Below are 26298 nucleotides of genomic sequence, written 5' to 3' on the forward strand. Positions count from 1 at the left end.
AGCAGGTCCGGCCCCAGGTGCCCCACCAGGCGCTCCTCGTCGGCGGTCGTGACCAGGTCGACCATGCCGAGCTTGATCCCCACCGCCTGCCACTCCTCGTTGGCCAGGATCAGCCGCACCTGGTCGCCGCCGGCCGTGCGCCGCCCCGCGGGCATGACCCGCCAGCTTCCGTCCATGCGCAGGTGGGTGTGCACGGTCAGGCCGCCCTCGACCCGGGTCAGCAGATGTTTGCCCCTGGAGACGGTGGTGAGCACCGCACGGCCTCTCAGGTCCGCGGTGGCGTGCCGCGGGACGCGGAAGTCCGACCTGGTCAGCACGCGGCCGTCGAGCGCGCCGCGCAGGCGCGCCGCGGTGCGGTAGACGGCGTCTCCCTCGGGCATCCCTCCAGTCTAGGTACCCGCCTCCCGGCCGGGACGGCGGCCGTGGGGCCCGAGGGCGCCCGCCGCCGGGCCCGGCCGGCGGTCGTCAGTCCCAGGCGGCGGGGTCGGCGGCGAGCTGGCGGACGCGCTCGGGAAGGCTGCCCGTGGCGACCTGCTCGAGCGTGACCTCCTCCAGGATGGCCCGCTCGGTGGCGCGCAACGCGATCCACACCTGCTGCAACGACTCGGCCGGACCCCGGTAGCCGACATGTTCGGGACGCTCGCCCCGCACATTGGCCAGCGGCCCGTCGACGGCCCTGATCACGTCGGCGAGCGAGATGTTCGCGGCGGGCCGGGCCAGCACGTAGCCGCCCTCGGGACCCCGCTGGCCGCGCACCAGGCCGGCGCGGCGCATCTGGAGCAGGATGTTCTCCAGGTATTTGGGAGGCATGTCCTGTTCCTTGGCGAGCTCACCCACGGTAGTCGGACCCGCGCCGGCTGCGGCGAGTTCAGCGGCGGCACGGAGGGCGTAGTCGACACGAGCGGAAAGGCGCATGTTCTCGATTATCCCTCCTGGTCAACACTGGTTAGGCGCAAGGTCGTCAGAACGGGCAGGTGATCCGAATACGGCAACCGCGGCGCCTGCCCAGAAATCGCGGTCAATCCCTTGGTGAGCAGCACGTGGTCGATACGCTCCTTGGGGGCGTCGGCGGGCGAGGTCGGCGGGTCCCCGAACGCGGTCAGCGGGTCGCTCAGACCGGCCGCCTTCAGCACCTCCATGGCCGGATCGGTGGGCCGGGTGTTGAGGTCGCCCGCCAGGATCACCGGTCGCCTCACCTGCTCCCCGGCTCCGGCCGCGCTGTGTCCGGCCTCGTCGGCGTCCCGGCCGGCGGCCAGGGCGCGGGCGATCGCGGCGACCTCGGGCGCCTGGCCCTCGGGAGCCTGCAGATGGGTGTTGACGATGCCCACCTCTCTGCCGCCGACCTCCAGGACGACCGTCTGGGCCTGCGCCCCCGTCGGGTAGTCGTGGGCGCCCAGCGGGTGGGAGTGCACCTGCTTGACCGGGAGGTTGGTGAGCAGCGCGTCGCCCCACACCTGGTCGGCGGCGGGCGCGAAGTGGTAGCGCATGCCGAGGCGGCGGGCGATCCTGGCCAGGTCGTCGTGGCCGCCGTTGAGCAGCCAGCCGCGGTCCACCTCGCTGAGCAGCACGACGTCGGGCTTCTGGGCGGCGGCCCACGCCCCGATCTTGTCGAGCGACAGGCGGCCGTCCAGGCCGTAGCCCATGCGGATGTTGTAGGCGATCAGGGTGAAGGTGTCGCCCTGCTTGGGCCGTACGGGCGGCGCGGACGGCGTCCCGAGCGTGACGAGCCCCACCAGCAGCACGGCGACCGCCGGTGGCAGCCAGCTGAGGCGGACCGGCCCGGCCGGCGGCGGCGAGTGCCGGACCAGGGCCGTGATCACGCTGAGGGCGGCCACCAGCACCGCCACCGCCACGAGGATCTGGCTGTTGGGGAAGCCGAGGTTCATGTCGTAGGCCGCGTAGTAGACGAACAGCCCGACGAAGAAGACCAGCCCGCCTCCGAGCACGGCCACACCAGGACGTCGCCCGGCGGGATAGTCGGGCCGCGCGGTTCCGGCGAGCAGGGCGCCGAGCCAGCCGATCAGCAGCACGGCGACGTAGGGCGCCGACAGGGTGAAGAGCACCGTGAAGGCCACCAGCAGGACCCCGATCATGAGATCGAAGACCGGCGACAGCGGCGGGCGGGCGGCCTGCACAACGGCCATGACCAGGACGGCGGCGAGCAGGCCGGTGCCCGCCAGCACCTGCCACAGGTCGGTCGGGCTCTGTTCCGGCTTGGCCCAGCCCGTGGCGGCGACGCCGGTCAGCAGCATCGCCGGGCCGAGCAGGAACCACGTCAGCGCGGGCGCGCGGTCCACCTCGGCGGCCGGCGGGCGGAGGAGGCTCAGGAAGGCGGCGCAGACGCAGAGCGCCGCCAGCCACGGGACCAGGCCGTCGCGCCAGACCAGGTCCACGCCGTCCAGCAGCAGGTGCACGCTCAGCGACAGGCTCAGTCCACCCATGACGCCGACGGGGACGGCCCGGCGCGGGACGGTGTGGGCGCAGCCGTACAGGAACACCAGGCCCGCGGTGACGCCGGCGGAGGCGACGTAGAGCTGGCTCACGCCCGCCTGCAGCAGGATCCTGGTGAGGACCAGCGCCGCGGCGCCGCCGAGCAGAGCGTGGCGCGGCTTGGCTAACAGCGCCAGGAAAGGCAGGATGAACCAGGCGGCGGCGTAGAGGCCCATCAGCTCCGGCGGCGTCTCGCCCGCCCGGCCGAACAGGGTGATCAACGACGGGAGGAAGACTCTCAACACGTCCAGCAGCAGCACGAGGCCCAGCGCGAGCATGATCGCCGGGCCGCGGGGGATTGTCATGAGGCATCCTCGTGTTCGGCTCCGATGATATGCAAGAGCTGGGACGCTAAACTTCCAACAACCTTTTCGAATTGACGGTGGGAATCAGCGTGGAGCGTCGTCCTGGTGTGCCCAGACTTCTCCGGGAGATCAACGATCGGGCCGCACTGGAGCTGTTGCTGGCCACCGGCCCCATGACGAGGGGGCAGATCGGCGACCTGACCGGTCTGTCCAAGGTCACCGCCTCCCAGACGCTCGCGCGGCTGGAGGAGCGCGGCCTGGTCGAGGTGGTGGGCGCGCAGGCGGGCGGCAGGGGGCCGAACGCGGCGCTCTACTCGGTCATCCCCTCCAGCGCGTACGTGGCCGGTCTGGAGGTCGGGCCCGAGCTCATCTCCACCGCCGTCGCCGACATCCACGGCCGCACCATCGCCGAGGTCACCGTCGATCCCGGCGGCCACGACGACCCGGTGGCCGCCGTGCACGGCGCGATCGTCAAGGCGTGCCGCAGCGCGAAGGTCAGCCTGGCCAAGCTGCGCGGCGTGGTGATCGGCACCCCGGGCGTGGTCGATCCGCGCAGCGGCGACGTGCGTTTCTCCTTCGACCTGCCGGGCTGGCACGAGGGCATCCACGAGGCGCTCGCCGGCGACCTGCGGCGCGAGGTGACGATCGAGAACGACGTGAACCTGGCCGCCATCGCCGAGTACGCCGACGGCGCGGCCAAGGGCGTCGACGACTTCGTGCTGGTGTGGGCGAGCCGGGGCCTCGGCATGGCCGTCATGCTGGGCGGCAAGCTCCACCGGGGGCGTTCGGGCAGCGCGGGGGAGATCGGCTACCTGCCGGTGCCCGGCGTGCCGCTGCCGGAGGACATCCGCACCAAGCCGGGCCGGTTGCCGTCGCTGGCGGGCGGCCTGCAGTCGCTGGTGAGCGCCGAGGCGGTGGCCGAGCTGGCCCGCGGCTACGGTTTCACGGCCGACAGCGCCGGCGAGTGCGTCGAGGTCGCGGTGGCGGCCGGGTCTCGCGGTGAGCCGATGCTCGACGAGATCGCCCACCGGCTGGCGCTGGGCGTGGCGGCGGTCTGCGTGATCCTCGACCCGGGGCTGGTCGTGCTGGCCGGGGAGGTGGGCCACGCCGGGGGATCCGCGCTGACCTCCAGGGTGGAGGAGGCCGTGGCGCGGATCTGCCCGGTGCGGCCGCAGGTGGTCACCACGGCGGTCGCCCACGCCAACCCGGTGCTGCGCGGCGCGGTGCTGGCCGCCCTGGACCAGGCGCGCGAAGAGCTCCTCACGCCCTGATCCGGCGGGCCTGGGCTGTTCGCCTCAGGCGGTGATCAGTTCCACGGCGGCCTGGGCGTTGGCCCTGGCCGCGCCGTACGTGGCGATGTAGGCGGCGCTGTCGGGCCGCCAGACGGGCAGGCCCATCTCGATCACCGTCGCGTCCTGGCGGGCCGCCACCAGAGCGGAGACCAGTTCCTGGCTCGCCTGGTAGCGGTGGGCGTCCTTCACCACGATGACCAGCGACCGGTTCGCGGCCTTGGCCAGCAGGGCGGGGACGTCGGCGGCCGCGGGCTCGACGCGGACGATCTCGGCGTCCGGCAGCCACGGGCCGACCCCCCATGGCACGTTCCCCACGGCGATCGTGGGCGGGGTGTCCACCTCGATCACCAGGGGTTCCACCAGGGGTTCCGTCTCGCCGGTCAGCCGCACGGCGCGGCGGGCGGCGTGCAGGCCGACCCCGTTCTGCTCGGCCGCGATCACCTCGGGCGTGCCGAACCAGGCCCGCAGCGCCCCCACGCGGTCGGCCGCCTCCTCCAGCCTGGCGGCCGGCAGGCGGCCCTCGGTCACCGCGGCCACGATCTCCCCGATGACCCGCTGGACGTCGTCCTCGCCGGGGATCGGGCCGAGGCAGATCAGGTCCGCCCCGGCCGCGAGCGTGAGCACGGCGCCGTTGGCCAGGCCGACGCTCTTGGTGATCGCGTGCATGTCCAGCGCGTCCGTGATCACCACGCCGTCGTAGCCGAGCTCGCCCCTGAGGAGCCCGGTCAGAGCGGCGGGTGACAGGGTGGCCGGAGTGTCCCCGGTCACCACCGGAACCGCCACGTGGGCGGTCATCACGGTCTTGGCGCCGGCCTCGATGGCCGCCCGGAACGGCGCGAGCTCGCGGGCGCGCAGCACGTCCAGGCCGACGTCCACGACGGGCACGGCCAGGTGGGAGTCCACCCGGGTGGCGCCGTGGCCGGGGAAGTGCTTGACGCAGGCGGCCACGTTCACCGACTGCAGCCCGTTGACCGCCGCGACCGTGTGCCTGGCCACCAGCGCCGGGTCGGCGCCGAAGGACCTGGTCCCGATCACCGGGTTGTCGGCCTCGGTGTTGACGTCCGCGCTCGGCGCGAGGTCCAGGTTGATGCCGCACGCGGCCAGCTCGGACCCGATCGCCGCGTAGACCCGGCAGGTCAGGTCCACGTCGTCGACCGCCCCCAGCGCCGCGTTCCCCGGGTACGGGCTGCCGACGTGGTAGGCCAGCCTGGTGACGTCCCCGCCCTCCTCGTCGAGCGAGATGACGGGCTCGGCCGAGGCGCGCAACGTCGTGGTGAGCGACCTGACCTGGTCGGGACCGGCGACGTTGAACCCGAAGAGCGTCACGCCGCCCAGGCCGTTGTCCAGCTCACGCAGCACCCAGTCGGGCGCCGTGGTGCCCTGGAAGGCGACGAGCAGCGTGCCGGCCGCGAGGCGACGCAGCCCCCGATCACTCTGACTCATGGCTCCTCATCACTTGAATGAAGGCACGATCGGGTACGGCCCGGACCAGCCGAGCCGTACGAGGATCAGTGCCTGTTACCCCTTCACGGCCCCGGCGGTGAGACCGGCGACCATGCGGCGTTGTACCAGCAGGAAGAAGACGACCACCGGAAGGGTCATCAGGGTGGAACCGGCCATGATCGCGCCCCAGTCGACGCCCTTCTGGCCGAAGAAGTACTGCAGGGCGACCGGCATCGTGTAGCCCTCGGAACCCGACATCAGGTAGAGGGCGAACACCAGATCGTTCCAGGCGGTGATGAACGAGAAGATGCTCGTGGCCACCAACCCCGGCGCGACCAGCGGGAACAGCACCTTCCAGAACGTGGTCAGGCGGCTCGCGCCGTCGATCCAGGCCGCCTCCTCCAGCGTCCGCGGCACCGCGGCCACGAACGTGCGCAACATCCAGATGCCGAACGGCAGCGTCAGCGCGACCTGGGTGATGATCAGCCCGATGAGCTGGTCACCGAGGCCGACCCGCTTGACCATCATGTACAGCGGGATGAGCAGGCCCTCGGCCGGCAACATCTGCACGATCAGCAGGATGACCAGGAACGTGCCACGCCCCTTGAAGCGGAAGCGGGCGATGGCCGTGGCCGACAGCAGCGCGAAGACCGAGCCGATGAGCACGGTGCCGAGCGCCACGATCGCGCTGTTGCGCATGTAGAGCCAGATGGAGTTGTTCGCCACGCCCTCGGTCAGCACCCGCGCGAAGTGGTCGAAGGTGAAGTGCGTCGGGAACGGGATGAACTCCGTCGTGAAGATCTGGTCGTTCTCCTTGAAGCCGGTGGAGACCATCCAGTAGACGGGGAAGACCGCGTAGAGGAAGACCAGCACACCGGCCGTGTTCAGGAGGATCTTCCCGAGCTTCTTGCGGGCCAGCGCGTTCACATCTCCTCCTGCTTCACGATCTGCCGGACGTACGCGACGGTGATGATGAGCAGGATGATCGTCAGCACGATGGAGATCGCCGCGCCCGTGCCCAGCTTCTGCGGGGGCTTGAACGCCTCCGCGACCGCGTACATCGACAGGTTGAAACCGTCGCGGTTGGTCGGGCCGTTCATCAGCACGTAGAGCTGGCTGAAGACCTTGAAGTCCCAGATGATCGACAGGATCGTCAGGACGGCGAAGACCGGCTTGAGCAGCGGCAGGGTGATCTTCCTGAACGTCCGCCACGCCCCCGAGCCGTCGACCTTGGCCGCCTCGTACAGCTCGGACGGGATGCCCTTGAGCCCCGCCAGCACCGAGACCGCGATGAACGGGAACCCGGCCCACACCACGCACACGATCAGCGCGACGTAGAGCGGGAAGGTGTCGTTGAGCCAGGGGGTGCCCGTCCAGTCCCGCTGGCCGGCGGGTGGCGCGGCCAGCCAGTCGGGCAGCAGGTTGAGCAGCCAGTTCACGATGCCGGACTCGGCGTCGAAGAGCGAGCGCCAGATGACGCCCTGCGCGACCGGCGGCACGGCCCAGGCGAACATGCACCCGATGACCACGAACAGGGACATCTTCTTGCCGAGCTTGTTCAGCAGCACGCCGACCGCGGTGCCCACGATCAACGTGAGGCTGACGGCGACGAAGGCGAACACCACGGTGTTGCGCAGAGCCGACCAGAAGATGTCGTTGGAGAGGACCTTGTTGAAGTTGTCCAGGCCCACCCAATCGGCCGGCTTGCTCCCCCTGATCTGCGCGAGCCCGACCTTCTGGAAGGCCATCACGCCGAGCTGGAACATCGGGTAGAGCAGCAGTCCCGCGATGACCAGCAGACCGGGGATGAGCAGCACGTACGGGATGCTCCAGGTGGGCATCCCGGTGGCCTTGACGGGCCCGCCGCCCTTCTTACGGCGGCGCCCCGGGGCGGGGGACGAGCCCCTGCCCCGGGTGACCGTAGTCGTGTTCGCCATCGTTACTGGTTCAGGATCTCTTCGAGTTCCTTGTTGGCGTCAGCGAGAGCCGTGGTGGTGTCCTTCTTGCCCTCGATGACGGCGCGCGCCGCGTTCTGCAGCACGGCCTTGGTGGCGTCGGCCTCGGCCCAGTTCGGGTCGGCCGGGAACGCCTTGGCCTTGGCGAAGGCCTGGGCGAACGGGCCCTGCGCCGGGTCCTCGTTCAGCGCCGCCAGGGTGTCGGGGTAGACCGGCAGCAGGCCGCCTTCCTTGGCGTAGCGGTCGGCCCAGGTCTTGCTGGTGGCGAGCTTGATGTACTCCTTGCCGAGGTCGGCCTCCTTGGTGCCGCCCCACAGCGCGATGTCGTTGCCACCGAAGAAGGACGGGGCCAGGCCGCCGGTCTTGGCGGGCAGCGGGAAGAAGCCGAGCTTGTCGCCCTTCAGCTTGCCCTTCGAGTCCTCCTCGATGCCGGGCAGGTCCCAGCCGGCGGTGAGGTACATCGCCACCTTGTTGTTGGCGAAGCGCTTGCGGATGTCGACGGTGTTCAGCGTCAGGTTCGCCTTGCTGGACAGGCCGCCGGTGACCAGACCGGTGTAGGTCTCGAAGCCCTTCTGGAAGCCGGGGTCGGTCAGCTTGCCGACCCACTTGTCGCCCTCCTTGACGGCGAACTCGCCGCCCTCGGACCAGGCGAACGCGGCCAGCAGGTGGTTGGCGTCGGAGCCGCCGTTGAAGGCGAAGCCGTCGACGCCGGCGCCCTTCTCCTTCTGGATCTTCTTGGCCGCGGCGACGAGCTCGTCCCAGGTCTTGGGAACCTCGATCTTCAGGTCGGCGAACCAGTCCTTGCGGTAGAGCACCGCGCGGGCGCCGGCGCCCCACGGGATGCCGTAGATCTCGCCGTCGACCGTCTCGTAGCCGTAGAGGTTCTCGGGGATCTGGGCCCGGTCGCCCTCACGCGCGATGTCGGTGATGGGGGTGAGCGCGTCCTGGCTCTGCCACATCGGGACCTGGTCGTTGCCGATCTCGGTCACGTCCGGGCCGGTGCCGGTCGCGGCGGCGGCGAACTTGTCCGCCACCTGCGGCCACGGGATCCACTCAAGCTTGACCTCGGCGCCGGTCTGCTTCTTGAACTCGGCGTTGAGCTCTTCCATGTACTTGGCGGCGGCAGGGTTGCTGTCGCCCAGACGCCACACGCTGAGCGTCTTGCCCGCGAACTTGGGGCCACTGGAAGCGGGGGCGGCCGCGCTGGACGACGGCTTCGGCTCCTCGCTTGACCCACAGGCGGCCAGGCCCAGGGCCAGGGCGGCCGTGGTGACCGTAGTGGCTGTGATCTTCGCGATCCTCACAGGGTTCTCCCTTCCCGGGTGCTGGCCTACGGTCCGCACCAGGCTGATCGTCAAATGCCGAACGACGCTGTTAAACTAACAAGAAACTTTCTTAAAAGAAACGCTCGTTAGCCATTCGTGACGAGAGGGGTGCGGTAATGAGTCGAAGCCCGGGGATCCCCCGGTTGCTGCGCAGGTTGAACGACCGCTCGGCACTTGAACTCCTCCTCGCGGACGGTCCGCTGACCCGCGCCGAACTGGGGGAGCGAACGGGGCTATCCAAGGTAACCGCAGGTCAGCTGCTCGCTCGACTCGAAGAACGGGGCCTGGTGGAGGTCGCGGGCGAGCGCGCCGGCGGCCGCGGCCCGCACGCCGCCCTGTACGCGGTGGTTCCGTCGAGCGCGTACGTCGCCGGGCTGGAGGTGCTGCCCGACAGCCTCACTGTCGGTGTGGCGGACATCACAGGTAAAATCGTTGTCGAGGTGACGGTCAACCCGTCCGACGCCCGCGATCCGGTGAAGGCGGTCCACTCGGCCGTCCAGCGGGCCTGCGCCACGGCCAGCGTCGAGCTCTCCCAGCTCCGCTCGTTCGTCATCGGCACCCGGGGCGTCGTCGATCCCCGCAGCGGCGATGTGCGCTGGTCCTACGACCTGCCCGACTGGCACGTCGGCGTGCTGGCCAGCCTGCGCCAGACCCTCGGCGGCTCGGTGACGATAGAGAACGACGTCAACCTGGTCGCCCTGGCCGAGAGCCGCTACGGCGCCGCCGTCGGCCACGACGACTTCGTGGTCATCTGGGCCGGCGTCGGCCAGGGCCTGGGCGTGATGCTCGGCGGCCGGCTGCACCGGGGGATCACCGGCGGCGCGGGCGAGATCGGCTGGCTGCCGGTGCCGGGCGAGCCGCTGCCGTCCGACGTCTCGCAGCCGCAGTCGGGCTCGTTCCAGCGCCTGGTGGGCCACGACGCCCTGCGCGGCCTGGCCGGCGAGCACGGCGTGATCGGCTACACCGTGCCCGACCTGGTCCGCAACGGCGACGAGGACTACCTGGACGAGGTGGCGGGCCGCCTGGCCGTGGGCGCGGCGGCCGTGGCCGTCGTGCTCGACCCCGGGCTGATCGTGCTCAGCGGCGACGTCGGACGGGCCGGCGGCGAGCGGCTGGCCGCCAAGGTCGAGGAGGCCGTGGCCCGCGTGTGCCCGAGCCAGCCGACCGTGGTGACCACCAAGGTGACCGGCAACGCGGTGCTGCGCGGGGCCATGGTCGCGGCCCTGGAACAGGCCCGGGAGCAGGTTTTCTCCGACACTGTGTGAGAATTTCTGCCCATGTGGCAGCTCGACACCGACGTAGTCCTCATCTCCGACCCGCGCGTCTCGGCGGTCCCCGTCCGGGAGTGCGGTGAGCCGCTGGCCGACGTACGCGGGCGGCTGCGGGTCGACACACGGATGGCCGACGCCGACGGCGCGTACGCGCACCTGCGGGCGGGGCTGCTCGACCGGCTGGAGCGGGCCGAGAGCTCGTTGCCCGACGGCTTCCACCTGCTGATCGTCGAGGGATACCGGCCCATCGCCACGCAGCGGCGCATCTTCGAGGGGTACCGCGCGGAGCTCCTCACCACTTATCCCGACATGACGCCTGACGAGTCCTATGTCGCGGCGAGTCGTTATGTGTCCCCTGTCGAGGTCGCCCCCCACACCGCCGGCGCCGCCGTCGACCTGACCCTGTGCGCCCCCGACGGCACCGAGTACGACATGGGCACCCAGGTCAACGACAACCCCGAGGAGAGCGGCGGCGCCTGCTACACGGCCGCCGCCGGCATCCCGGCGCAGGCCCGCGCCCACCGCGAGATCCTGGCCGCCGCCCTGGAGCCCGTGGGCCTGGTCAACTACCCCACCGAGTGGTGGCACTGGTCGTACGGCGACCGCTACTGGGCCATGTCCACCGGCGCCCCCGCCGCCCTGTACGGTCCTGCCCCCTTCTAGCCAGGTTTTCCCCCGGCAGCGGCACGGGCACAACCTGTGGCGGAGGCTCTTCGGACTCCCCCAGCGAGGTGTGCATGGTTCCGTTGATCGGGATCGAAGAGGAATACCTCGTCGTCGATCCCCGCACCCGCCACGTGTCCCCCCGGGCGGCCGAGGTCCTGGCCGCCGCGACGGACATGCTCGACGTGGCCCACGAGATCACCCGTTTCCAGGTGGAGGCCCGTACGCCGCCCTCCGCCGACCTCAGTGAGCTGGGCTCCCAGCTCCGGGCAGCACGGAAGGAGGTGTCCGAGGCGGCCCGGTCCTGCGGCCTGGCGGTCGTGGCCAGCGGCATCCCGGTGCTCGGCAACGTCATGCCGCCGCCGCTCACCGACGACCACCGCTATCAGCAGGGCAAGGAGCTCTACCGGGCGTTGCAGGACGAGATCAGCATCTGCGCGCTGCACGTGCATGTCGACGTACCGGACGAGGAGATCGCCGTCTACGTCGGCAACCATCTCAGACCCTGGCTGCCGACGCTGATCGCGCTGGCCGCCAACTCGCCGTTCTTCGTGGGCCGCGACACCGGCTACGCGTCCTGGCGGGTGATCAGCTGGGGGCGGTGGCCGGTGTCCGGGGCGCCGCCGTACTTCCCGACGTTCGGCGACTACGAACTGGCGCTGCGTGCGCTGTCGGAGTCGGGCGCGCTGATGGACCCCAAGACGGTCTTCTGGGACACCCGTCCGTCGCCGAGGCTGCCGACGGTCGAGATCAGGGTGGCCGACGTGCCGCTCGACGTGAGCGACAGCCTGACGATCATCGGCCTGATCCGGGCCCTGGTCGTGACCGCGTTGCGGGAGGTGGCGCGCGGCGACCGCGGGCTGCCGATCCCGTCGGAGGTGCTGCGGGCCGCCTACTGGCGGGCCGCCCGGGACGGCCTGGTCGGCGACAGCCTCGACGTGCGGCACGGAACGCTCGTGCCCGCCACGGTGATGGCCCGCCGGCTGTTCGGCCACGTGAGCGCCGCGCTGGCCGAGGCCGGCGACCTGACCTTCATCGAAGAGGGCCTGGAACGGCTGCTGAGCAAGGGCTCCGGGGCGGTGCGCCAGCGGCGCGTGCACGCCCGGGGCAACGACCTGACCGACGTGGTCGATGACCTGATCGAGGCCACCGTCGCCTGAACCGCCCGTTCGACGCAGCTTCACCGCAGCGCGAGCACCGCCGCCACGCCGAGGCCGAAGGTCACGACGACGCCGCGCAGCACGTTCGGCGGCATGAGCCGGGCCACGCGGGTGCCGAGGAAGCCACCCGCCAGGCTGGCCGGCGCCACCACCGCCACGGCCTGCCACTCCACCGGGCCGAACAGCGCGAACGCCACCACCGACACCGTACTGACGACCAGCGACAACGCGGCCCGTACGGCGTTGACCCGGTGCAGGTCGTCGTGCAGGAACATGCCGAGCACGGCCAGCAGCAGCACGCCCATCCCGCCGTTGAAGTAGGCGCCGTAGCAGCCGCCCAGGAACACCCCGGCGTACACCAGCCTGCTCGGAGGCTGCCCGGCCGCGCCGCCGAAGCGGTGCTTGAGCCACGGCTGGGCCAGCAGCGCGAGGCTGGCGAAGGTCACCAGCCACGGCACCAGCGAGTCGAACAACCGGCCCGGCGTGAGCAGCAGCAGCGAACAGCCCGCCACGGAGCCCGCCACGGTGGCGGCCGACAGCGCCGTCACCCTGCGCCGCTGCCCGCGCAGCTCGGCGCGGTAGCCGACGACGCCGCCCAGGTAGCCGGGCCACAGGGCCACCGCGTTGGTCACCGACGCGGTGACGCCCGGGTAGCCGAACGCCACCAGCGCCGGGAAGGAGATCAGCGTGCCGCCCCCGGCCAGAGCGTTGACCGCCCCCGCCAGCAACCCGGCCCCCACCAGAAAGACCAGCTCCCCAACCGTCACCACCCCACTCCCATCCGGGAGGCACGGTCGGTGGTGGTTCTCGCGTTCAGGCGGGGCGTGCGGTTGCCGGTCATCGGCCGGCCGCGTAGCCCTGGGCGCTGCGGGGATTGGCGGCGGCCCGCAGGAAGGCGCCGTCGCGGGCCACCGCGCTGAGCCTGCCGAGCGACCACGGGCCCTCGACCTCGACCTCGTGCCCGCGCCGCCGCAGCTCGGCCACCACCCCCGGGTCGAGCCGCTCCTCGACGTGCAACACCCCGGGACGCGAGCCACGCGGGAAGAACGAGCTGGGGAAGTGCGCGGAATGGAACATGGGCGCCTCGATCGCCTCCTGGAGGTTCAGCCGCCCGTGCACGACGGCCAGGAAGAAGTTGACACTCCACTGGTCCTGCTGGTCGCCGCCCGGCGTGCCGAACGCCAGCCACGGCCTGCCGTCCCGGGTGGCGAACGACGGCGACAGCGTGGTGCGCGGGCGCGCGCCGGGCCGCAGCGACGCGGGCAGCCCCTCCTGCAGCCAGAACATCTGCGCCCTGGTCCCAAGGCAGAAGCCGAGCTCGGGGATCGTGGGGGAGCTCTGCAACCAGCCGCCGCTGGGCGTGGCCGAGACCATGTTCCCGAACCGGTCCACGACGTCCACGTGACAGGTGTCGCCCCGGACCGCGCCGTCCGGCGTCACCGTCTGCTCACCGGCGCCGGTCAGAGTGCGCGGGCGGCCGGTCGGCGGTGCGTCGTGGCGGGCGACCGTCGGCTCGCCGATGCCCGGACGAACGGGCGCCGGAATCGCGGGGGAGAGGGCCGCCGTGCCGGCCGGGAGGACCGGCAGCCGCGGCTCCCGGCCGCCGGGCGCGCCCGGCCGCAGCTCCAGGCTGGCCTCGGTCCCGATCAGCCGCCGCCGCTCTTCGTTGTACGCCGCGCTCAGCAGGTCGGCCATGGGGACGTCCGCGTCGCCGTACCAGGCTTCGCGGTCGGCGAAGGCGAGCTTGGCCGCCTCGGTGACCACGTGCACGTAGTCGGCGTCCAGGAAGCCGGCGGCATCGAGGTCGAACCCGGACAGCAGGGCGAGCTGCTGCAGGAAGACCGGCCCCTGTCCCCAAGGCCCTGTCTTGTACACGGTGTGCCCGCGGTAGTCGAAGCTCACCGGCTCCTCGACCGTGGCGGACCAGCGGGCCAGGTCGTCCCCGGTGAGCAGGCCGCCGTGGACCTCGCCCGAGCTGTCCCGCCAGGCGGTGCCGGTGCTGAAACCGGCGACGGCCTCGGCGACGAAGCCCTCGTACCAGGCATGCCGGGCGGCGGCGAGCTGACCTTCGCGGGTGGCCGAGGCGGCCTCAGCCTCGGCGACCAGTCTGCGGTAGGTCGCCGCGAGCACCGGGTTGGCCAGCCTCGAACCCGGCGCGGGCACCCGGCCGTCCGGCAGCCAGGTGGCCGCCGACGTGGGCCAGTCGTGCCTGAACAGCTCCTCGACGGTGCCGATCGTGGCGGCGATCCGGTCGAGCACCGGCACGCCGCGCTCGGCGTAGTGGATCGCCGGGGCCAGCACCTCGGCCAGCGACCAGGTGCCCCAGCGCTCCAGCAGCGACATCCAGCCGCCGAACGCGCCCGGCACCGTCGCCGCCAGCAGACCCGTGCCGGGGACGACGTCCAGCCCCATCGCGGCCAAGCGCTCGACGGTCGCGGCAGCGGGGGCCACGCCCTGGCCGCACACCGCCGAGACCTTCTGCTCCTCCTCGCTCCACAGCAGGATCGGCACCTCGCCGCCGGGGCCGTTCAGGTGCGGTTCGGCGACCTGGAGCACGAACCCGGCCGTCACCGCCGCGTCGAAGGCGTTGCCGCCGCGCTCCAGCACGCCCATCCCGGCCGCCGAGGCCAGCCAGTGGGTGCTGGCGACCATGCCGAAGTCGCCCGTCAGCTCGGGTCTGGTGGTGAACAACGGTCTCTCCTCCGGGGGGACGGTTCAGGAGACTGTATACAATCCCCGCGCCTCACCCGTGCTGCGGGGTACCGGTCGCCGCCTGTGCGTCCGCGTTGTCCGGGTGGTCCGCGTCGGTCGCGTGGTTCGCCGTACGGGGCACGGCCGCGAGGAACGACCGGCGGGCGGCGGCGACGTGCGCGACCGCCCTGGCCTGGGCCTCGTCCTCGTCGCCCGCCGCGATGGCCTCGCACAGGCTCAGGTGTTCGGTCCAGGAGTGCGGCCCCCGGACGGCGGCGGTCTGGCTGAAGACCCACTGCGCCCGCAGCACCATCGGCTTCATCATCAGGTTGAGGTAGGAGTTGCCCGCCGCCTGGCCCACGGCCAGGTGGAAGGCGGTGTTGAGCTCGGCCACCTCCGCCGGTCGCCCGGCCGCCACGGCCTCCCTGGCCGCGTCGAGGATCCGGCGCAGCCGCGCGACGGCCTCGGGGCGGCGCTTGCGCGCCGCCAGCCGGGCGGCCAGGCCCTCGACCGCCATGCGCACGTCGAAGAGCTCCTCGCCCTCCTCGGCCGTCAGCCGCGCGACCGTCGCGCCGACCCGCGGGACGACCTCGACGAACCCCTCGGCCGCCAGCACCCGGATGGACTCGCGCACGGGGTTGCGCGACACGCCGAGCAGCGCAGCCAGCCGATCCTCGACCAGCCGCTCTCCCTGCGCCAGCTCACCGGACAGGATGCGACGACGCAGCTCCTCGGTGACCTCGCCCAGCAGCGTCGTACGCCCCGCGCCCCGCATCACATCAGCCATATGGCCGCCCATCGTATACAAATCGGCGGACGGCCGAGCGCCCGCCACCACCGATGGTCAGGCGCGGAGGCGCAGCCCCCGGGGAGTCGGATGGAACCCGGCCGCCTCCAGGGCGGCCGCCAGCGGCGACTCCACGATGGACGCGCCGTCGGCCCGCTCCACCGTCAGCTTGCCGAGCGCCCCGTCGCGTACGGCCAGCGCCAGCGCGTCGACCGCCGGTTGCAGCCGCTCGTCGTCGGCGAACGACAGCAACGTCTTGCCGCCCCGCTCCACGTACAGGACGAGGTAGCCGTCCACGAGCACGACCAGCGCGCCCGCCTTCCTGCCCGGCTTGTGCCCGACGTCGCCGGGACGTTGCGGCCAGGGCAGCGCGGCCCCGTACGGGCTGGCCGGGTCGGCGGCGGCCAGCACCACGGCCCGCCGCCCGGACCCGCTCCGGCCGCCTTGACCGGGCATCCCGGCCTCGCCGCCCCGGTCGAACCCGCCGCCCCCGGACCGCGAGCTCCGGCCACCCTCTCCGCCGCCGAACCCCCCGCCGGGGGGACCGAACCCCCCACCGCCGGACCGGCCGGTCTCCCAAGCGGGGATCTCGGGCGGCGAACCGAAGCCCTCGCCCGGCCCACCGCCGGTCGGTGCGACGCTCGGGGTCATGGCGCGCATCCGGTCGACCGCGCCCGCCAGCGCGAACTGCGCGCCCCCCAGCCCCTCGACGAAGTACCCCCGGCGGCACCGCCCGCTCTCCTCATAGGCGCGAAGCACCTGGTAGACAGGCGTGAACCCGCCGGGCAGCCGTTCGGAGGTCACCGCTCCGCGCGTCACCACGCCGTGCCGTTCGAGCAGCACCTCGGCCTGCGCGTGCGCCCGCTGCGTCGCGTCGTCGGCCGGACCGGGCAGCAGCCACCACCGCCCGGCCACGGTCGGCGGCCCGCTCCTCGACGGCAGCACGGCCCGGCGCCGCCGCGTCGTGGCGGGCCGGTGCGCCGGACGCCCGGTGCCCAGCGTGGCCCGCAGCGGCGCGAGCGTGTCGCCGGAGACCCGGCCCGACCACACCAGATCCCACAACGCCGAGACCAGCGTCGCGTCGTCGAGCGCCCCGCCCTGGGCCCCGAGCTGGTCGGAGATGCCCCGGAAGAACAGCGCGCCCCCGCCGCCCAGCAGGTCGAGCACGCGCTCGTGCAGCGGGGTCATCGTGATCTCGGCCGGGTCGGGCAGCAGCAGCGGCGCGGTGTCGGCGAAGTAGAGCGACACCCATCCGTCGCCGCCGGGCAACGACCCCTGCCCCACCCACATCACCTCGCCCGACGAGGTCAGCTCGTCGAGCAGCGCCGGATGGTAGCCGGGCACCCGCGAGGGCAGCACCAGCGTCTCCAGCGCGGACGCCGGCACCGCGGCCCCCTGGAGCTGCTCGACGGATCGCACCAGCGCGTCCATGGCCCGGGCCGCCCCCGCCCGTGAACCGTCGGACGACGTGCCAGAACCGGTGATGCCGTGCCAGGCGGGCAGGAAGCGGGCCAGCGTCTCGGGCGCGACCGGCTCGACCTCTTTGCGCAGCCGGGCCAGCGACCTGCGGCGCAACATCCGCAGCACCCCGGCGTCGCACCACTCCTCGCCCCGGCCGCCCGGCCGGAACTCGCCGTTCACCACGCGCCCCGAGGCGGCCAGCCGCCGCAGCGCGTCGGTGACCACGGCCGCGCCGAGCCCGAACCTGGCGGCGGCGGTGCCGGCGTGGAAGGGCCCGCGGGTGCGGGCGTGCCGGGCCACCAGGTCGGCCAGCGGGTCGGGCACCGGCTCGAGGAACACGTGCGGCACCCCCACGGGCAGCGGCACGCCGAGCGCGTCGCGCAGCCGGGCGGCGTCCTCCACGGCCGCCCACTGCTCCTCGCCCGCGATGCGCACGCGGATGGCCCGGCGCGCGCGTTCGAGCTCCTCCAGCCAGGACGGGTCGCCGCCGCGCACGCTCACGTCGGGCGTCAGCAGCGGCCCGTGCGAACGCAGCAGGTCGGCCAGGTCCTCGGCGTCGCGCAGCGGCCGGTCGAGCCGGGCCAGCTCGCGCTCGCTGCTCACGATCACGTCGGGGTCGAGCAGCTCGCGCAGATCGGCCTGGCCGAGCAGCTCGGCCAGCAGCGTGGTGTCCAGCGCCAGGGCCTGCGCGCGACGTTCGGCCAGCGGCGCGTCGCCCTCGTACATGAACGCGCCGACGTAGTGGAACAGCAGCGACGCGGCGAACGGCGAGGCCTGCGACGTCTCGACCTCCACCACCCGGATCCGCCGGGCCGCGATGTCGCGCATGAGCTGGACCAGCCCCGGCACGTCGAACACGTCCTGGAGGCACTCGCGCATCGTCTCCAGCACGATCGGGAACGAGGCGTACTGGGAGGCCACGCCCAGCAGATGGGCGGCCCGCTGGCGCTGCTGCCACAGCGGGCTGCGCCGGCCCGGCACGCGGCGCGGCAGCAGCAGCGCCCGCCCCGCGCACTCCCTGAACCGGGAGGCGAACATCGCCGACCCGCCCAGCTCCTCGGTGACGATCTGCTCGATCTCCTCGGCGTCGAACGCCGCCACGTCGGTGGGCGGCTCGGCCAGCGTGTCGGGGATGCGCAGCACGATGCCGTCGTCGGAGTGCACGGCCTGCACGTCGATGCCGTAACGCTCGCGCAGCCGCCGGTTGATCGCCAGCGCCCAGGGCGCGTGCACCCGCGCGCCGTAGGGGGAGTGGATCACCACCCGCCAGTCGCCCAGCTCGTCGTGGAAGCGCTCGACCAGCAGAGTACGGTCGTCGGGCACGTAGCCCGTGGCCTCGCGCTGCTCGTCGAGGTAGGCCAGCAGGTTGCTCGCGGCGAACTCGTCGAGCCCCGCCTCCCTGATGCGGTCGGTGGAACCCTGCTTGGCCTGCTCCCGCAGGAACTGCCCGATCGCCCGGCCCAGCTCGGCCGGACGCCCGGCCGTGTCGCCGTGCCAGAACGGCAGCTTCCCCGGCTGGCCGGGAGCGGGCGAGACCAGCACCCGGTCGGCCGTGATGTCCTCGATCCGCCACGACGTCGCGCCCAGCACGAACACGTCGCCCACCCGCGACTCGTAGACCATCTCCTCGTCGAGCTCGCCCACCCGGGACGCCTTCTCACCCACGAGGAACACGCCGAACAGGCCGCGGTCGGGGATCGTGCCGCCGTTGGTCACTGCCAGCCGCTGCGCGCCGGGCCGCCCCTGGAGGGCGCCGGTGACGCGGTCCCAGACGATGCGCGGCCGCAGCTCGGCGAACTCCTCGCTCGGGTAGCGGCCGGCCAGCATGTCGAGCGTCGCCTCCAGCGCGCTGCGCGGCAGGGTGGCGTAGGGGGCGGCCCGCTTGACCACGGTCTCCAGCTCGTCGACGGTCCACTCGTCGAGCGCGGTCATGGCCACGATCTGCTGGGCCAGCACGTCGAGCGGGTTGCGCGGGTAGCGCAACTCCTCGATCTGCCCGCCGCGCATGCGCTCGGCCACCACGGCCGTCTGGACGAGGTCGCCCCGGTACTTGGGGAAGATCACCCCTCGGGAGACCGCGCCCACCTGGTGGCCGGCCCGGCCGATGCGCTGCAGCCCGCTGGCCACGCTCGGCGGGGCCTCCACGCACGCCACCAGGTCGACCGCGCCCATGTCGATGCCCAGCTCCAGGCTGGAGGTGGCGACCACGGCGGGCAGCCGCCCCGACTTGAGCGCCTCCTCGATCTGGGCCCGCTCCTCCTTCGACACCGAGCCGTGGTGGGCCCGGACGATCTCGCTCACCACGCCCTTGCTCGCCCCGGCCTGCGCCATCGTCTCGGCGGGCATGCGCCTGGACGGCGGGGGTTCCTGGTCGTCCTGCGGCGGCGTCTCCCAGATCGACAGGTCGATCGCCTCCAGGCCCTGCCGCCGCGTGTAGGCCAGCTCGTTGAGCCGGGTGCACAGCCGCTCGGCCAGCCGCCTGGAGTTGGCGAACACGATCGTCGAGCTGTGGGACTCGATCAGGTCGAACAGGCGGTCTTCCACATGGGGCCAGATCGACCGGCTGGACGACGGCTCGACCTGCTCGGGATCGGGCGCCCCCGCCATCTCCGTCATGTCCTCGACCGGGACGACGACCTCGATCTCGATGCGCTTGTCGGACGGCGGCTGCACCACCGTCGCCGGACGCGTGCCGCCGAGGAAGGCCGCCACCTCGCTCACCGGCCGCACGGTCGCCGACAGCCCCACCCGCTGGGCCGGACGCTCCAGCAGCGCGTCGAGCCGCTCCAGGCTGAGCGCCAGATGGGCGCCGCGCTTGGTGGCCGCGACCGCGTGCACCTCGTCGACGATCACCGTCTCGACGTCGCGCAGCGCGTCGCGCGCCTGGCTGGTGAGCAGCAGGAACAGCGACTCGGGAGTGGTGATCAGGATGTCGGACGGCTTGGCGGCGAACCGCCTGCGCTCCTCGGCCGGGGTGTCGCCGGAGCGGATCGCCACCGAGATCTCCGGGACGGGCAGCCCGAGCCGGCGCGCCGTCTGCCTGAGCCCGGCCAGCGGCGCGCGCAGGTTGCGCTCGACGTCGACGGCCAGCGCCTTGAGCGGCGACACGTAGAGCACGCGGGTGCCCGGCTTGTGCCCCTTCGCGATGCCTTCGCCCGGCGCCTGATCGGCCGCCCGCGCCGCGAGCCGGTCGAGTGACCACAGGAACGCCGCCAGCGTCTTGCCCGACCCCGTGGGGGCGACGACCAGCGTGTTGTCGCCGCGCGCGATCGACTCCCACGCGCCCTCCTGGGCCGCCGTGGGCGCCTGGAAGGCGCCGGCGAACCATTGCCTGGTCACCTGGGTGAAGTGGTCTAGCGAGCTCACCAGCACATACTGCCTCGCGCCACCGACAGAAAACGCATTCGAGCGGCGCCGGGTGATTGAGTGGGGGTCAAGGCGGACATACAGCGACCGTGACCATTGATTATGCCGCCGTCGAGACCCGACGCGCACAGTTGAGAAGCCAGTACGCCTTACCGCACCGGCCGTCGAGCAGCGCCCGTGGCCTGCACCACGTGGCCATGTTGTCGTCCGATGTGGAACGGACCATCAAGTTCTACCAGGAACTGCTGGAGTTCCCGCTGACGGAGATCATCGAGAACCGCGACTACAAGGGTTCGAGCCACTTCTTCTTCGACATCGGCAACGGCAACCTGCTCGCGTTCTTCGACTTCCCGGGGCTCGACCTCGGCCCGTACCAGGAGGTGCTCGGCGGGCTGCACCACGTGGCGATCTCCGTCGACCCCGCCACCTGGGAGCGGCTGCGCGGCAAGCTGGAGATGGCCGGCGTGCCGCACCAGATCGAGAGCGGCGCCTCCATTTACTTCAAGGACCCCGACGGCGCCCGCCTGGAGCTGCTCGCCGACCATCTCGGTGAGATGTACGGTGCGCGAGTTCTGTGACGGTTCGTCCCGGCTCAGCGCCGTGACGCCCTGCGCGTACGCGGCCTGCCCGCACGCGGCTCCCGCCTGATTCCCGCGTGCCGCTCCGATCGCTGTCCCTTCTCCTTCTGGACGGCCTGCCGCATCGCGAGTAACAGCCGGCGGCGCCGCGCCCTGTTGGCCTTGGTCCTGGCGGTCTTCGGGGGTGAAGACTTGGGGGTCTTTGGCATGCGGATGTCTTACCCACACCTGACGCGATTCCATACTTGGTCCATGCGCCTGACCGAGTTCTGGAGACGGATGAACGTCCATTTCGGCGAGACCTATGCCGAGTCGTGGGCCCGCGACTACGTGATCGCCCCGCTGGGCGGCCGTACCGTCATCCAGGCGCTGGCCGACGGCGAGAGCGCCAAGACCGTGTGGCGGGCCGTGTGCCAGGTGGAGGACGTCTCGCCCGGGCTGCGCTGAACCCAGGTCGGGGACGTCCCGTCCGGGCTACGTCGAGCCCAGCGTCCGGCGGAGCGCGTCCGCCGTGGCCTCCAGGTCGTCTGCGCTGCCCTGGCCGCCCGGCGACCACAACAACGTCCAGCCCCCGCTGGAGGGGGTGGCGAAGATGATCGTCTGGCGGCGCGTGCGCGGATGCCACACCCACAGCACCGGATCGTCACCGCCGACCATGCGGCTGACCAGCCCCTGATGGGGCAGCAACTCGGCGAGCGCCTCCAGAAGGGTGCGTCGTTCCCCGGTGTAGCCACTCGCCACTTCGCCGCCTCCCAGCCAATCCCCTGCATGGGAGTCTCCCCAGCTCACGGCGTATGACAACACGTCGGCGGCAACCCGCGCGGGAGATCGCGAACGCCCTCGCCCCACGTGTCCCCGGTGCCCCCCTGGCCCCGGTGCCCGCGCTCTCCGCGCCGGTGGGAAGAGCGTCCGTGACGTCTCCCCACACGGCGATCCGCATCCTTCAGGACGGCTTGCCCCGCGTTCTCCGGGACGGTCCAGGTCCGTGTTCTCCGGGACGGTCCAGGTCCGTGTTCTCCGGGACGGTCCAGGTCCGTGTTCTCCGGGACGGTCCAGGTCCGTGTTCTTCGGGACGGTCCAGGTCCGTGTTCTTCGGGACGGTCCAGGTCCGTGTTCTCCGGGACGGTCCAGAGCCGCGTTCTTCGGGACGGGCCGGATTCGTGTTCTCCGGGACGGCCGGAGCCGCGTTTTCCCGGACGGGTCAGATGCCGCTCGTCCGCGAGGGACAGGCGTTCGTCGGACCCGGACCCAGGCAGCCGCCCATGCGGGGGCACCCCATCACCTCCGCCCGCCGCGCCCGATCCCACGGTTGCGACCCCCCGGGCAGACCCCACGGCCAATCGGCCGGCAACCACCATGAACGCGAGCGACGTCCGAGCATCGGCCTCGCCCTCCTCTGAACACGCCGCATGCATCCCAGCAGCGTGTTCGTGATGTGATCGAACAGCCGTTCGGCTACGATGAACCTGCCGAACCCGGCCACGCCTTCCCCGACCGTCTCAGAAAATGTCGGTGGCAGGCCGTAGCTTTCACTCGACTGATCGGACCACGACCCTCCAGAGGGAGCTCCCATGGCTATCAACGACCGCGAGAAGGCCCTCGAGACCGCGCTCGCTCAGATCGAGCGGCAGTTCGGCAAGGGCTCCGTCATGCGACTGGGCGACGACGCCCGAGCCCCCATCGAGGTGATCCCCACCGGGTCGATCTCCCTTGACGTGGCCCTCGGCATCGGCGGCCTCCCGCGTGGGCGCATCGTCGAGATCTACGGCCCCGAGTCCTCGGGCAAGACCACGGTCGCCCTGCACGCGGTGGCCAACGCCCAGCGGGCCGGCGGCATCGCGGCGTTCATCGACGCCGAACACGCCCTTGACCCCGAATACGCCAAGAAGCTGGGCGTCGACACCGACGCCCTGCTGGTCTCCCAGCCCGACACCGGTGAGCAGGCGCTCGAGATCGCCGACATGCTGATCAGGTCCGGCGCGGTCGACATCATCGTCATCGACTCGGTGGCCGCCCTGGTGCCCAAGGCCGAGATCGAGGGCGAGATGGGCGACAGCCACGTCGGCCTCCAGGCCCGCCTCATGTCCCAGGCCCTGCGCAAGGTCGCCGGCGCGCTCAACAGCACCGGCACCACCGCGATCTTCATCAACCAGCTCCGCGAGAAGATCGGCGTCATGTTCGGCAGCCCCGAGACCACGACCGGTGGTAAGGCGCTCAAGTTCTATGCCTCCGTCCGCATGGACATCCGCCGCATCGAGACCCTGAAGGACGGCACGGAAGCGGTCGGCAACCGCACCCGGGTCAAGGTCGTCAAGAACAAGATGGCCCCGCCCTTCCGCGTCGCCGACTTCGACATCCTCTACGGCGTGGGCATCTCCCGCGAGGGCGGCCTCATCGACATGGGCGTCGAGCACGGCTTCGTCCGCAAGTCGGGCGCCTGGTACACGTACGAGGGCGACCAGCTGGGTCAGGGCAAGGAGAACGCGCGCAACTTCCTGAAGAACCACCCCGACATGGCCAACGAGATCGAGAAGAAGATCAAGGACAAGCTCGGGGTCGGTCCGAAGCTCGACACGCCCGCCGAGCCCGCCGCCGCCGTCCCGGCTCCCGCCGCCGCGCCCTCGGGTCGTGGCTCGAAGTCCACCCCCAAGCCGGGTGACGTCTGATCGGTCGGCGCATGAGTGACAGGGATCCGTCGCAGGCGCCCCGTTCCCAGGACTGGGGCGCATGGCCCGACCTCCCCGCCTCGGGGGAGCGCAGAAAGCGCGGACCCCGCGGCCCCCGGGCCACCCCCTCCGACCCGACGTCCGCCTCCACCACCCCCGGGTCGCAGACCTGGGCCACCCCGGCCGAGTCGATGTCCGGGGCCACCACCCCTGAGCCGGTGACCCGGGCTACCGGCCGTCCGGCCTCGGGCAGGGGCTCACGTGGCGCCGACCTGGCCCGGTCGGCTGCGGACGGCTGGCCGTCGGTAGACGAATGGCACGAACAACGCGCCCGCCTCCGAGCCGCCGCTTCCGAGCCCCCCACCTCTGACGACGACCACTCGCCGACCACCCACACCAGAGCAGATGACCCGGCTCCCCACGACGGGCTGGCCGACGCCGCCGATCCCGCCGGGGCCGCTGGCGTGGAGGGCATGGCCGTCCACGATCAGGCGGACGCTGCGGTCGTCCACCATGAAGCGGACGACGTGGTGGTTCGCGACGATACGGACGACGTGGTCGTCCCTGCGCACGTGGACGACGTGGTCGTCTCTGCGGACATGGACGACGTGGTCGTCCATGCGCAGGTGGACGACGAGGGTGTGTCGGGCTGGGGCACGGGCAGGCAGGCCGTTGTCGTGCCCCCGGCGTGGGGCCCCGGCCGGGAGATGGCCGCGCCGACCTTCCACTGGCCGGGCGACCCCCGCCCCCAGGCCGACGAGAAAGCTACGGGCTCAACTCGCGAAGCCGACGGGAGCCTGAGCAACAAGGCTGAGGTCGGGCTGGGCGAAGGGGCGCCCGTCGTCCCGAGCGATGAGGCTGACGTTGGGCCGCGCAGAAGGGCGGGCGTTGCGCCGGAAGGTGACGCCGGTGTTGGGCTGAGCGAAGGGGCTGGCGTCACGCCGGGCAGTGAGGCCGATGTTGCGCTGGGCGGTGAAGCGGGTTTCGGGTTCAGGGCGCGCAGTGAGGTGTTCATGACGTGGCCGGGCACTGAGCATGGCGATCCGGCTGACCGGCCCTCTCCCGGCCGGCTCCACTCGGCCGCCCCGAGCGCTCAGGACGACGAAGCCGCCCCCGACGGCAGCCCGTCTGATCGCGGCCGAGCTGGTGGGCGAGGCGGTGGCCGGACCGGCGGCCGGGCCGGGGGACGGGGATCCCGAGGGCGCTCGGACGAGGGCGCCGACGCGCCGATCTTCGTCTGGCCAGGCGAGCGTAAGACTCCTGCCGACCGCAGCGGTGTCCCAGACTTGCTTGCTGACGACGCCCGCACCGAACCGGCCCGTAAGGGCAGTTCCGGAAGGCGTAAGAAGAAGGCCCAGATCGACGAGGGATTCGCCGGAAGCTCCCTGGACGAGCTGGGCGATCATGACGGCGAGGGCGCTGCCGGGGATGCTGGGCGGCGTACGAGCAGGCGGAGAGCTCGGGACGGCGAGGGTTTCTCTGGAAGCCCTTCGGATGAGCTGAGTGGCCATGATGGCGAGGATGTCGCTGGCGTTCCTCCGCGGCGTACGAGCGGGGATCAGGAGAGAAAGGAAAGCTCAGGCGCGCGGCCGGCTGGGCTGAGTGGTCAGGATGACGACGGTGTCGCTGAGGAGCGCCTGCGGGAACGGGAAGATCCGTACGAGCCCGGCGGCGTTGGCGGAAGGCCGGAGGGCGAGGCTTCCTCCAAGGTGAAGCGCGGCGCCGATGAGTGGCATTCTGAGGTGCTGGCCGGAAGCAGCTGGTTCGGCGATGAGCAGGACGCGGGTGGGAAGAAGCGTTCAGGCAAGGGGCGCCGGACAGGCGGTCGGGGCGCTGGACGAGGGAGCGGCAGGGGGAGCGGACGCTTCGGGAGAGGCACGACCGGCCGTGGCGGCCCGCCGTCCGACGGGTCGCCGTCTGACGGGCCAATGCACGACGGGTCATCGCACGACGGGTCATCGCACGACGGGCCAATGCACGACGGGCCATCGCACGACGGGCCATCGCACGACGGGCCAATGCACGACGGGTCATCGCATGGCGGGCCGTTGCCTGATGGGCCGGACGTCGGCAGTTCCGCTGCGGCGGCGCCCGCGGCGGACCCGGAGTCCGTTGCGCGGGCCATCTGTCTTCGGTTGCTCACCATGGCTCCCAAGACGCGGGCGCAGCTCGCCGAGGCCCTTCGTAAGCGGGACGTACCAGATGAGGCTGCCGGAAAGGTGCTTGATCGGTTTGTCGAGCTCGGGCTGATCAATGACGAGGCGTTCGCGGAGGCATGGGTCGATTCCCGGCACCACGGTCGGGGCCTCGCCAAGCGTGCGCTCGCGGCCGAGTTGCGCCATCGGGGTGTGGACACCGAGACCGTGAAGGAAGCCGTGGAGCGCCTGGACTCCGACCAGGAGGCCGAGACGGCCCGACGGCTGGTGGACCGTAAGCTCGCCTCCACCCGATCCCTCGACTCGCAGACCCGTACGCGCCGTCTGGCCGGCATGCTCGCCCGCAAGGGGTACTCGTCGGGGCTGGCGTACCGGGTGATCCGAGAGGCTCTCGAACAGGAGGGCATCGACCTGGAGGACGACTTCTCCTGATCCCCCAGCGGCCTGCACCAGGTCCGGAGCTCGTCACGCTCGGGGCTCGGAGAGATGGAGGGCTGTGGGGCTGCCTCCGGGGCTGGACCCCGCTCCCGCTCGGGGCTTGGAGACGGCCTGGAGGTCTGTCGCCGGTTCGGATTTCAGGGAAGCCGAAGGGGGCCGTCGGTCTGCCACCGAGTTCAGAGCTCGAGGAGACCCGGGTGGGTTAGGGGAGTTGGTTGGTTTGGTGGAGGTGGTCGAAGATGAGCTGGTCG

The 26298-nt window shown here is 71.9% G+C and carries 21 protein-coding genes; 8 read left to right on the forward strand and 13 right to left on the reverse strand.

What is annotated here, in order from left to right; all coding sequences use genetic code 11:
* The 3 genes from ACWCSD_RS19305 to ACWCSD_RS19315 form a co-directional block, all read right to left on the reverse strand.
* Positions 1–380, reverse strand: a 380-nt coding sequence (locus ACWCSD_RS19305; protein ID WP_449916539.1) for a DNA-formamidopyrimidine glycosylase family protein, incomplete at its 3' end; no start/stop codon positions are given.
* An 85-nt stretch (positions 381–465) separates the two neighbouring features.
* A complete protein-coding gene (locus ACWCSD_RS19310) occupies positions 466–915 on the reverse strand; it encodes an RrF2 family transcriptional regulator (protein WP_352323159.1) in 450 nt (149 codons plus the stop codon).
* Between the two features lie 8 nt (positions 916–923).
* Positions 924–2795: an endonuclease/exonuclease/phosphatase family protein gene (locus ACWCSD_RS19315; protein ID WP_449916542.1), complete on the reverse strand. Its 1872-nt coding sequence runs from the start codon at positions 2793–2795 to the stop codon at positions 924–926.
* An 89-nt stretch (positions 2796–2884) separates the two neighbouring features.
* Here ACWCSD_RS19315 and ACWCSD_RS19320 point away from each other — a divergent pair, with 89 nt between their 5' ends.
* Positions 2885–4066 (forward strand): ROK family transcriptional regulator, encoded by a 1182-nt coding sequence (locus ACWCSD_RS19320; protein WP_387673218.1) that lies wholly within the window; start codon positions 2885–2887, stop codon positions 4064–4066.
* A gap of 24 nt (positions 4067–4090) precedes the next feature.
* On the opposite strand, the gene ACWCSD_RS19325 is transcribed toward ACWCSD_RS19320, so the two are convergent.
* The 4 genes from ACWCSD_RS19325 to ACWCSD_RS19340 form a co-directional block, all read right to left on the reverse strand.
* A complete protein-coding gene (locus ACWCSD_RS19325; protein ID WP_397160783.1) occupies positions 4091–5530 on the reverse strand; it encodes a glycoside hydrolase family 3 protein in 1440 nt (479 codons plus the stop codon).
* A gap of 75 nt (positions 5531–5605) precedes the next feature.
* Entirely contained in the window at positions 5606–6457 is an 852-nt protein-coding gene (locus tag ACWCSD_RS19330) for a carbohydrate ABC transporter permease (protein ID WP_352352381.1), read from the reverse strand.
* Positions 6454–7467 (reverse strand): carbohydrate ABC transporter permease, encoded by a 1014-nt coding sequence (locus ACWCSD_RS19335; RefSeq protein WP_397160781.1) that lies wholly within the window; start codon positions 7465–7467, stop codon positions 6454–6456. The genes ACWCSD_RS19330 and ACWCSD_RS19335 overlap by 4 nt, the downstream gene beginning before the upstream one ends.
* Positions 7468–7469: 2 nt before the next feature.
* Positions 7470–8789: an extracellular solute-binding protein gene (locus ACWCSD_RS19340; protein WP_352323154.1), complete on the reverse strand. Its 1320-nt coding sequence runs from the start codon at positions 8787–8789 to the stop codon at positions 7470–7472.
* Positions 8790–8926: 137 nt separating this feature from the next.
* Here ACWCSD_RS19340 and ACWCSD_RS19345 point away from each other — a divergent pair, with 137 nt between their 5' ends.
* The 3 genes from ACWCSD_RS19345 (at position 8927) to ACWCSD_RS19355 (ending at position 11904) form a co-directional block, all read left to right on the forward strand.
* Positions 8927–10075: an ROK family transcriptional regulator gene (locus tag ACWCSD_RS19345; RefSeq protein WP_352323153.1), complete on the forward strand. Its 1149-nt coding sequence runs from the start codon at positions 8927–8929 to the stop codon at positions 10073–10075.
* Between the two features lie 12 nt (positions 10076–10087).
* A complete protein-coding gene (locus ACWCSD_RS19350) occupies positions 10088–10744 on the forward strand; it encodes a M15 family metallopeptidase (protein WP_449916546.1) in 657 nt (218 codons plus the stop codon).
* A 74-nt stretch (positions 10745–10818) separates the two neighbouring features.
* Positions 10819–11904, forward strand: coding sequence for a carboxylate-amine ligase (locus tag ACWCSD_RS19355; protein WP_358291891.1), 1086 nt, complete (start codon positions 10819–10821; stop codon positions 11902–11904).
* A gap of 20 nt (positions 11905–11924) precedes the next feature.
* On the opposite strand, the gene ACWCSD_RS19360 is transcribed toward ACWCSD_RS19355, so the two are convergent.
* The 4 genes from ACWCSD_RS19360 to ACWCSD_RS19375 all read right to left on the reverse strand — a co-directional run bounded on the left by ACWCSD_RS19360 (position 11925) and on the right by ACWCSD_RS19375 (position 20215).
* Positions 11925–12671, reverse strand: a complete 747-nt coding sequence (locus tag ACWCSD_RS19360) for a sulfite exporter TauE/SafE family protein (protein WP_449916549.1) — start codon at positions 12669–12671, stop codon at positions 11925–11927.
* Between the two features lie 70 nt (positions 12672–12741).
* Positions 12742–14556: a gamma-glutamyltransferase family protein gene (locus ACWCSD_RS19365; protein WP_449916560.1), complete on the reverse strand. Its 1815-nt coding sequence runs from the start codon at positions 14554–14556 to the stop codon at positions 12742–12744.
* A 91-nt stretch (positions 14557–14647) separates the two neighbouring features.
* Positions 14648–15382, reverse strand: a complete 735-nt coding sequence (locus ACWCSD_RS19370; protein WP_397160773.1) for a GntR family transcriptional regulator — start codon at positions 15380–15382, stop codon at positions 14648–14650.
* Positions 15383–15439: 57 nt separating this feature from the next.
* Positions 15440–20215, reverse strand: a complete 4776-nt coding sequence (locus tag ACWCSD_RS19375; protein WP_449916551.1) for an ATP-dependent helicase — start codon at positions 20213–20215, stop codon at positions 15440–15442.
* A gap of 185 nt (positions 20216–20400) precedes the next feature.
* Here ACWCSD_RS19375 and ACWCSD_RS19380 point away from each other — a divergent pair, with 185 nt between their 5' ends.
* Both ACWCSD_RS19380 and ACWCSD_RS19385 read left to right on the forward strand, forming a co-directional pair.
* Complete coding sequence (locus ACWCSD_RS19380) at positions 20401–20787, forward strand: VOC family protein (protein WP_352352390.1); 387 nt, start codon at positions 20401–20403, stop codon at positions 20785–20787.
* A gap of 252 nt (positions 20788–21039) precedes the next feature.
* A complete protein-coding gene (locus ACWCSD_RS19385) occupies positions 21040–21234 on the forward strand; it encodes a DUF3046 domain-containing protein (protein ID WP_352352391.1) in 195 nt (64 codons plus the stop codon).
* Between the two features lie 27 nt (positions 21235–21261).
* Here ACWCSD_RS19385 and ACWCSD_RS19390 read toward each other — a convergent pair whose 3' ends face one another.
* Entirely contained in the window at positions 21262–21528 is a 267-nt protein-coding gene (locus tag ACWCSD_RS19390) for a hypothetical protein (protein WP_358291898.1), read from the reverse strand.
* An 830-nt stretch (positions 21529–22358) separates the two neighbouring features.
* Here ACWCSD_RS19390 and recA point away from each other — a divergent pair.
* The gene (gene recA / locus ACWCSD_RS19395; protein ID WP_352323144.1) at positions 22359–23453 is read left to right on the forward strand and encodes a recombinase RecA; all 1095 of its coding nucleotides are present in this window, start codon (positions 22359–22361) and stop codon (positions 23451–23453) included.
* Positions 23454–23710: 257 nt separating this feature from the next.
* On the opposite strand, the gene ACWCSD_RS19400 is transcribed toward recA, so the two are convergent.
* Positions 23711–24073 carry a hypothetical protein gene (locus ACWCSD_RS19400; RefSeq protein WP_449916555.1) on the reverse strand — a complete coding sequence of 121 codons (363 nt, stop codon included), beginning with the start codon at positions 24071–24073 and terminating at the stop codon, positions 23711–23713.
* Between the two features lie 1398 nt (positions 24074–25471).
* On the opposite strand from ACWCSD_RS19400, the gene recX reads away from it, so the two are divergent.
* A complete protein-coding gene (gene recX, locus ACWCSD_RS19405; protein ID WP_397160766.1) occupies positions 25472–26041 on the forward strand; it encodes a recombination regulator RecX in 570 nt (189 codons plus the stop codon).
* Positions 26042–26298: the final 257 nt, after the last annotated feature.

Source organism: Nonomuraea sp. NPDC001684 (genome assembly GCF_053596515.1).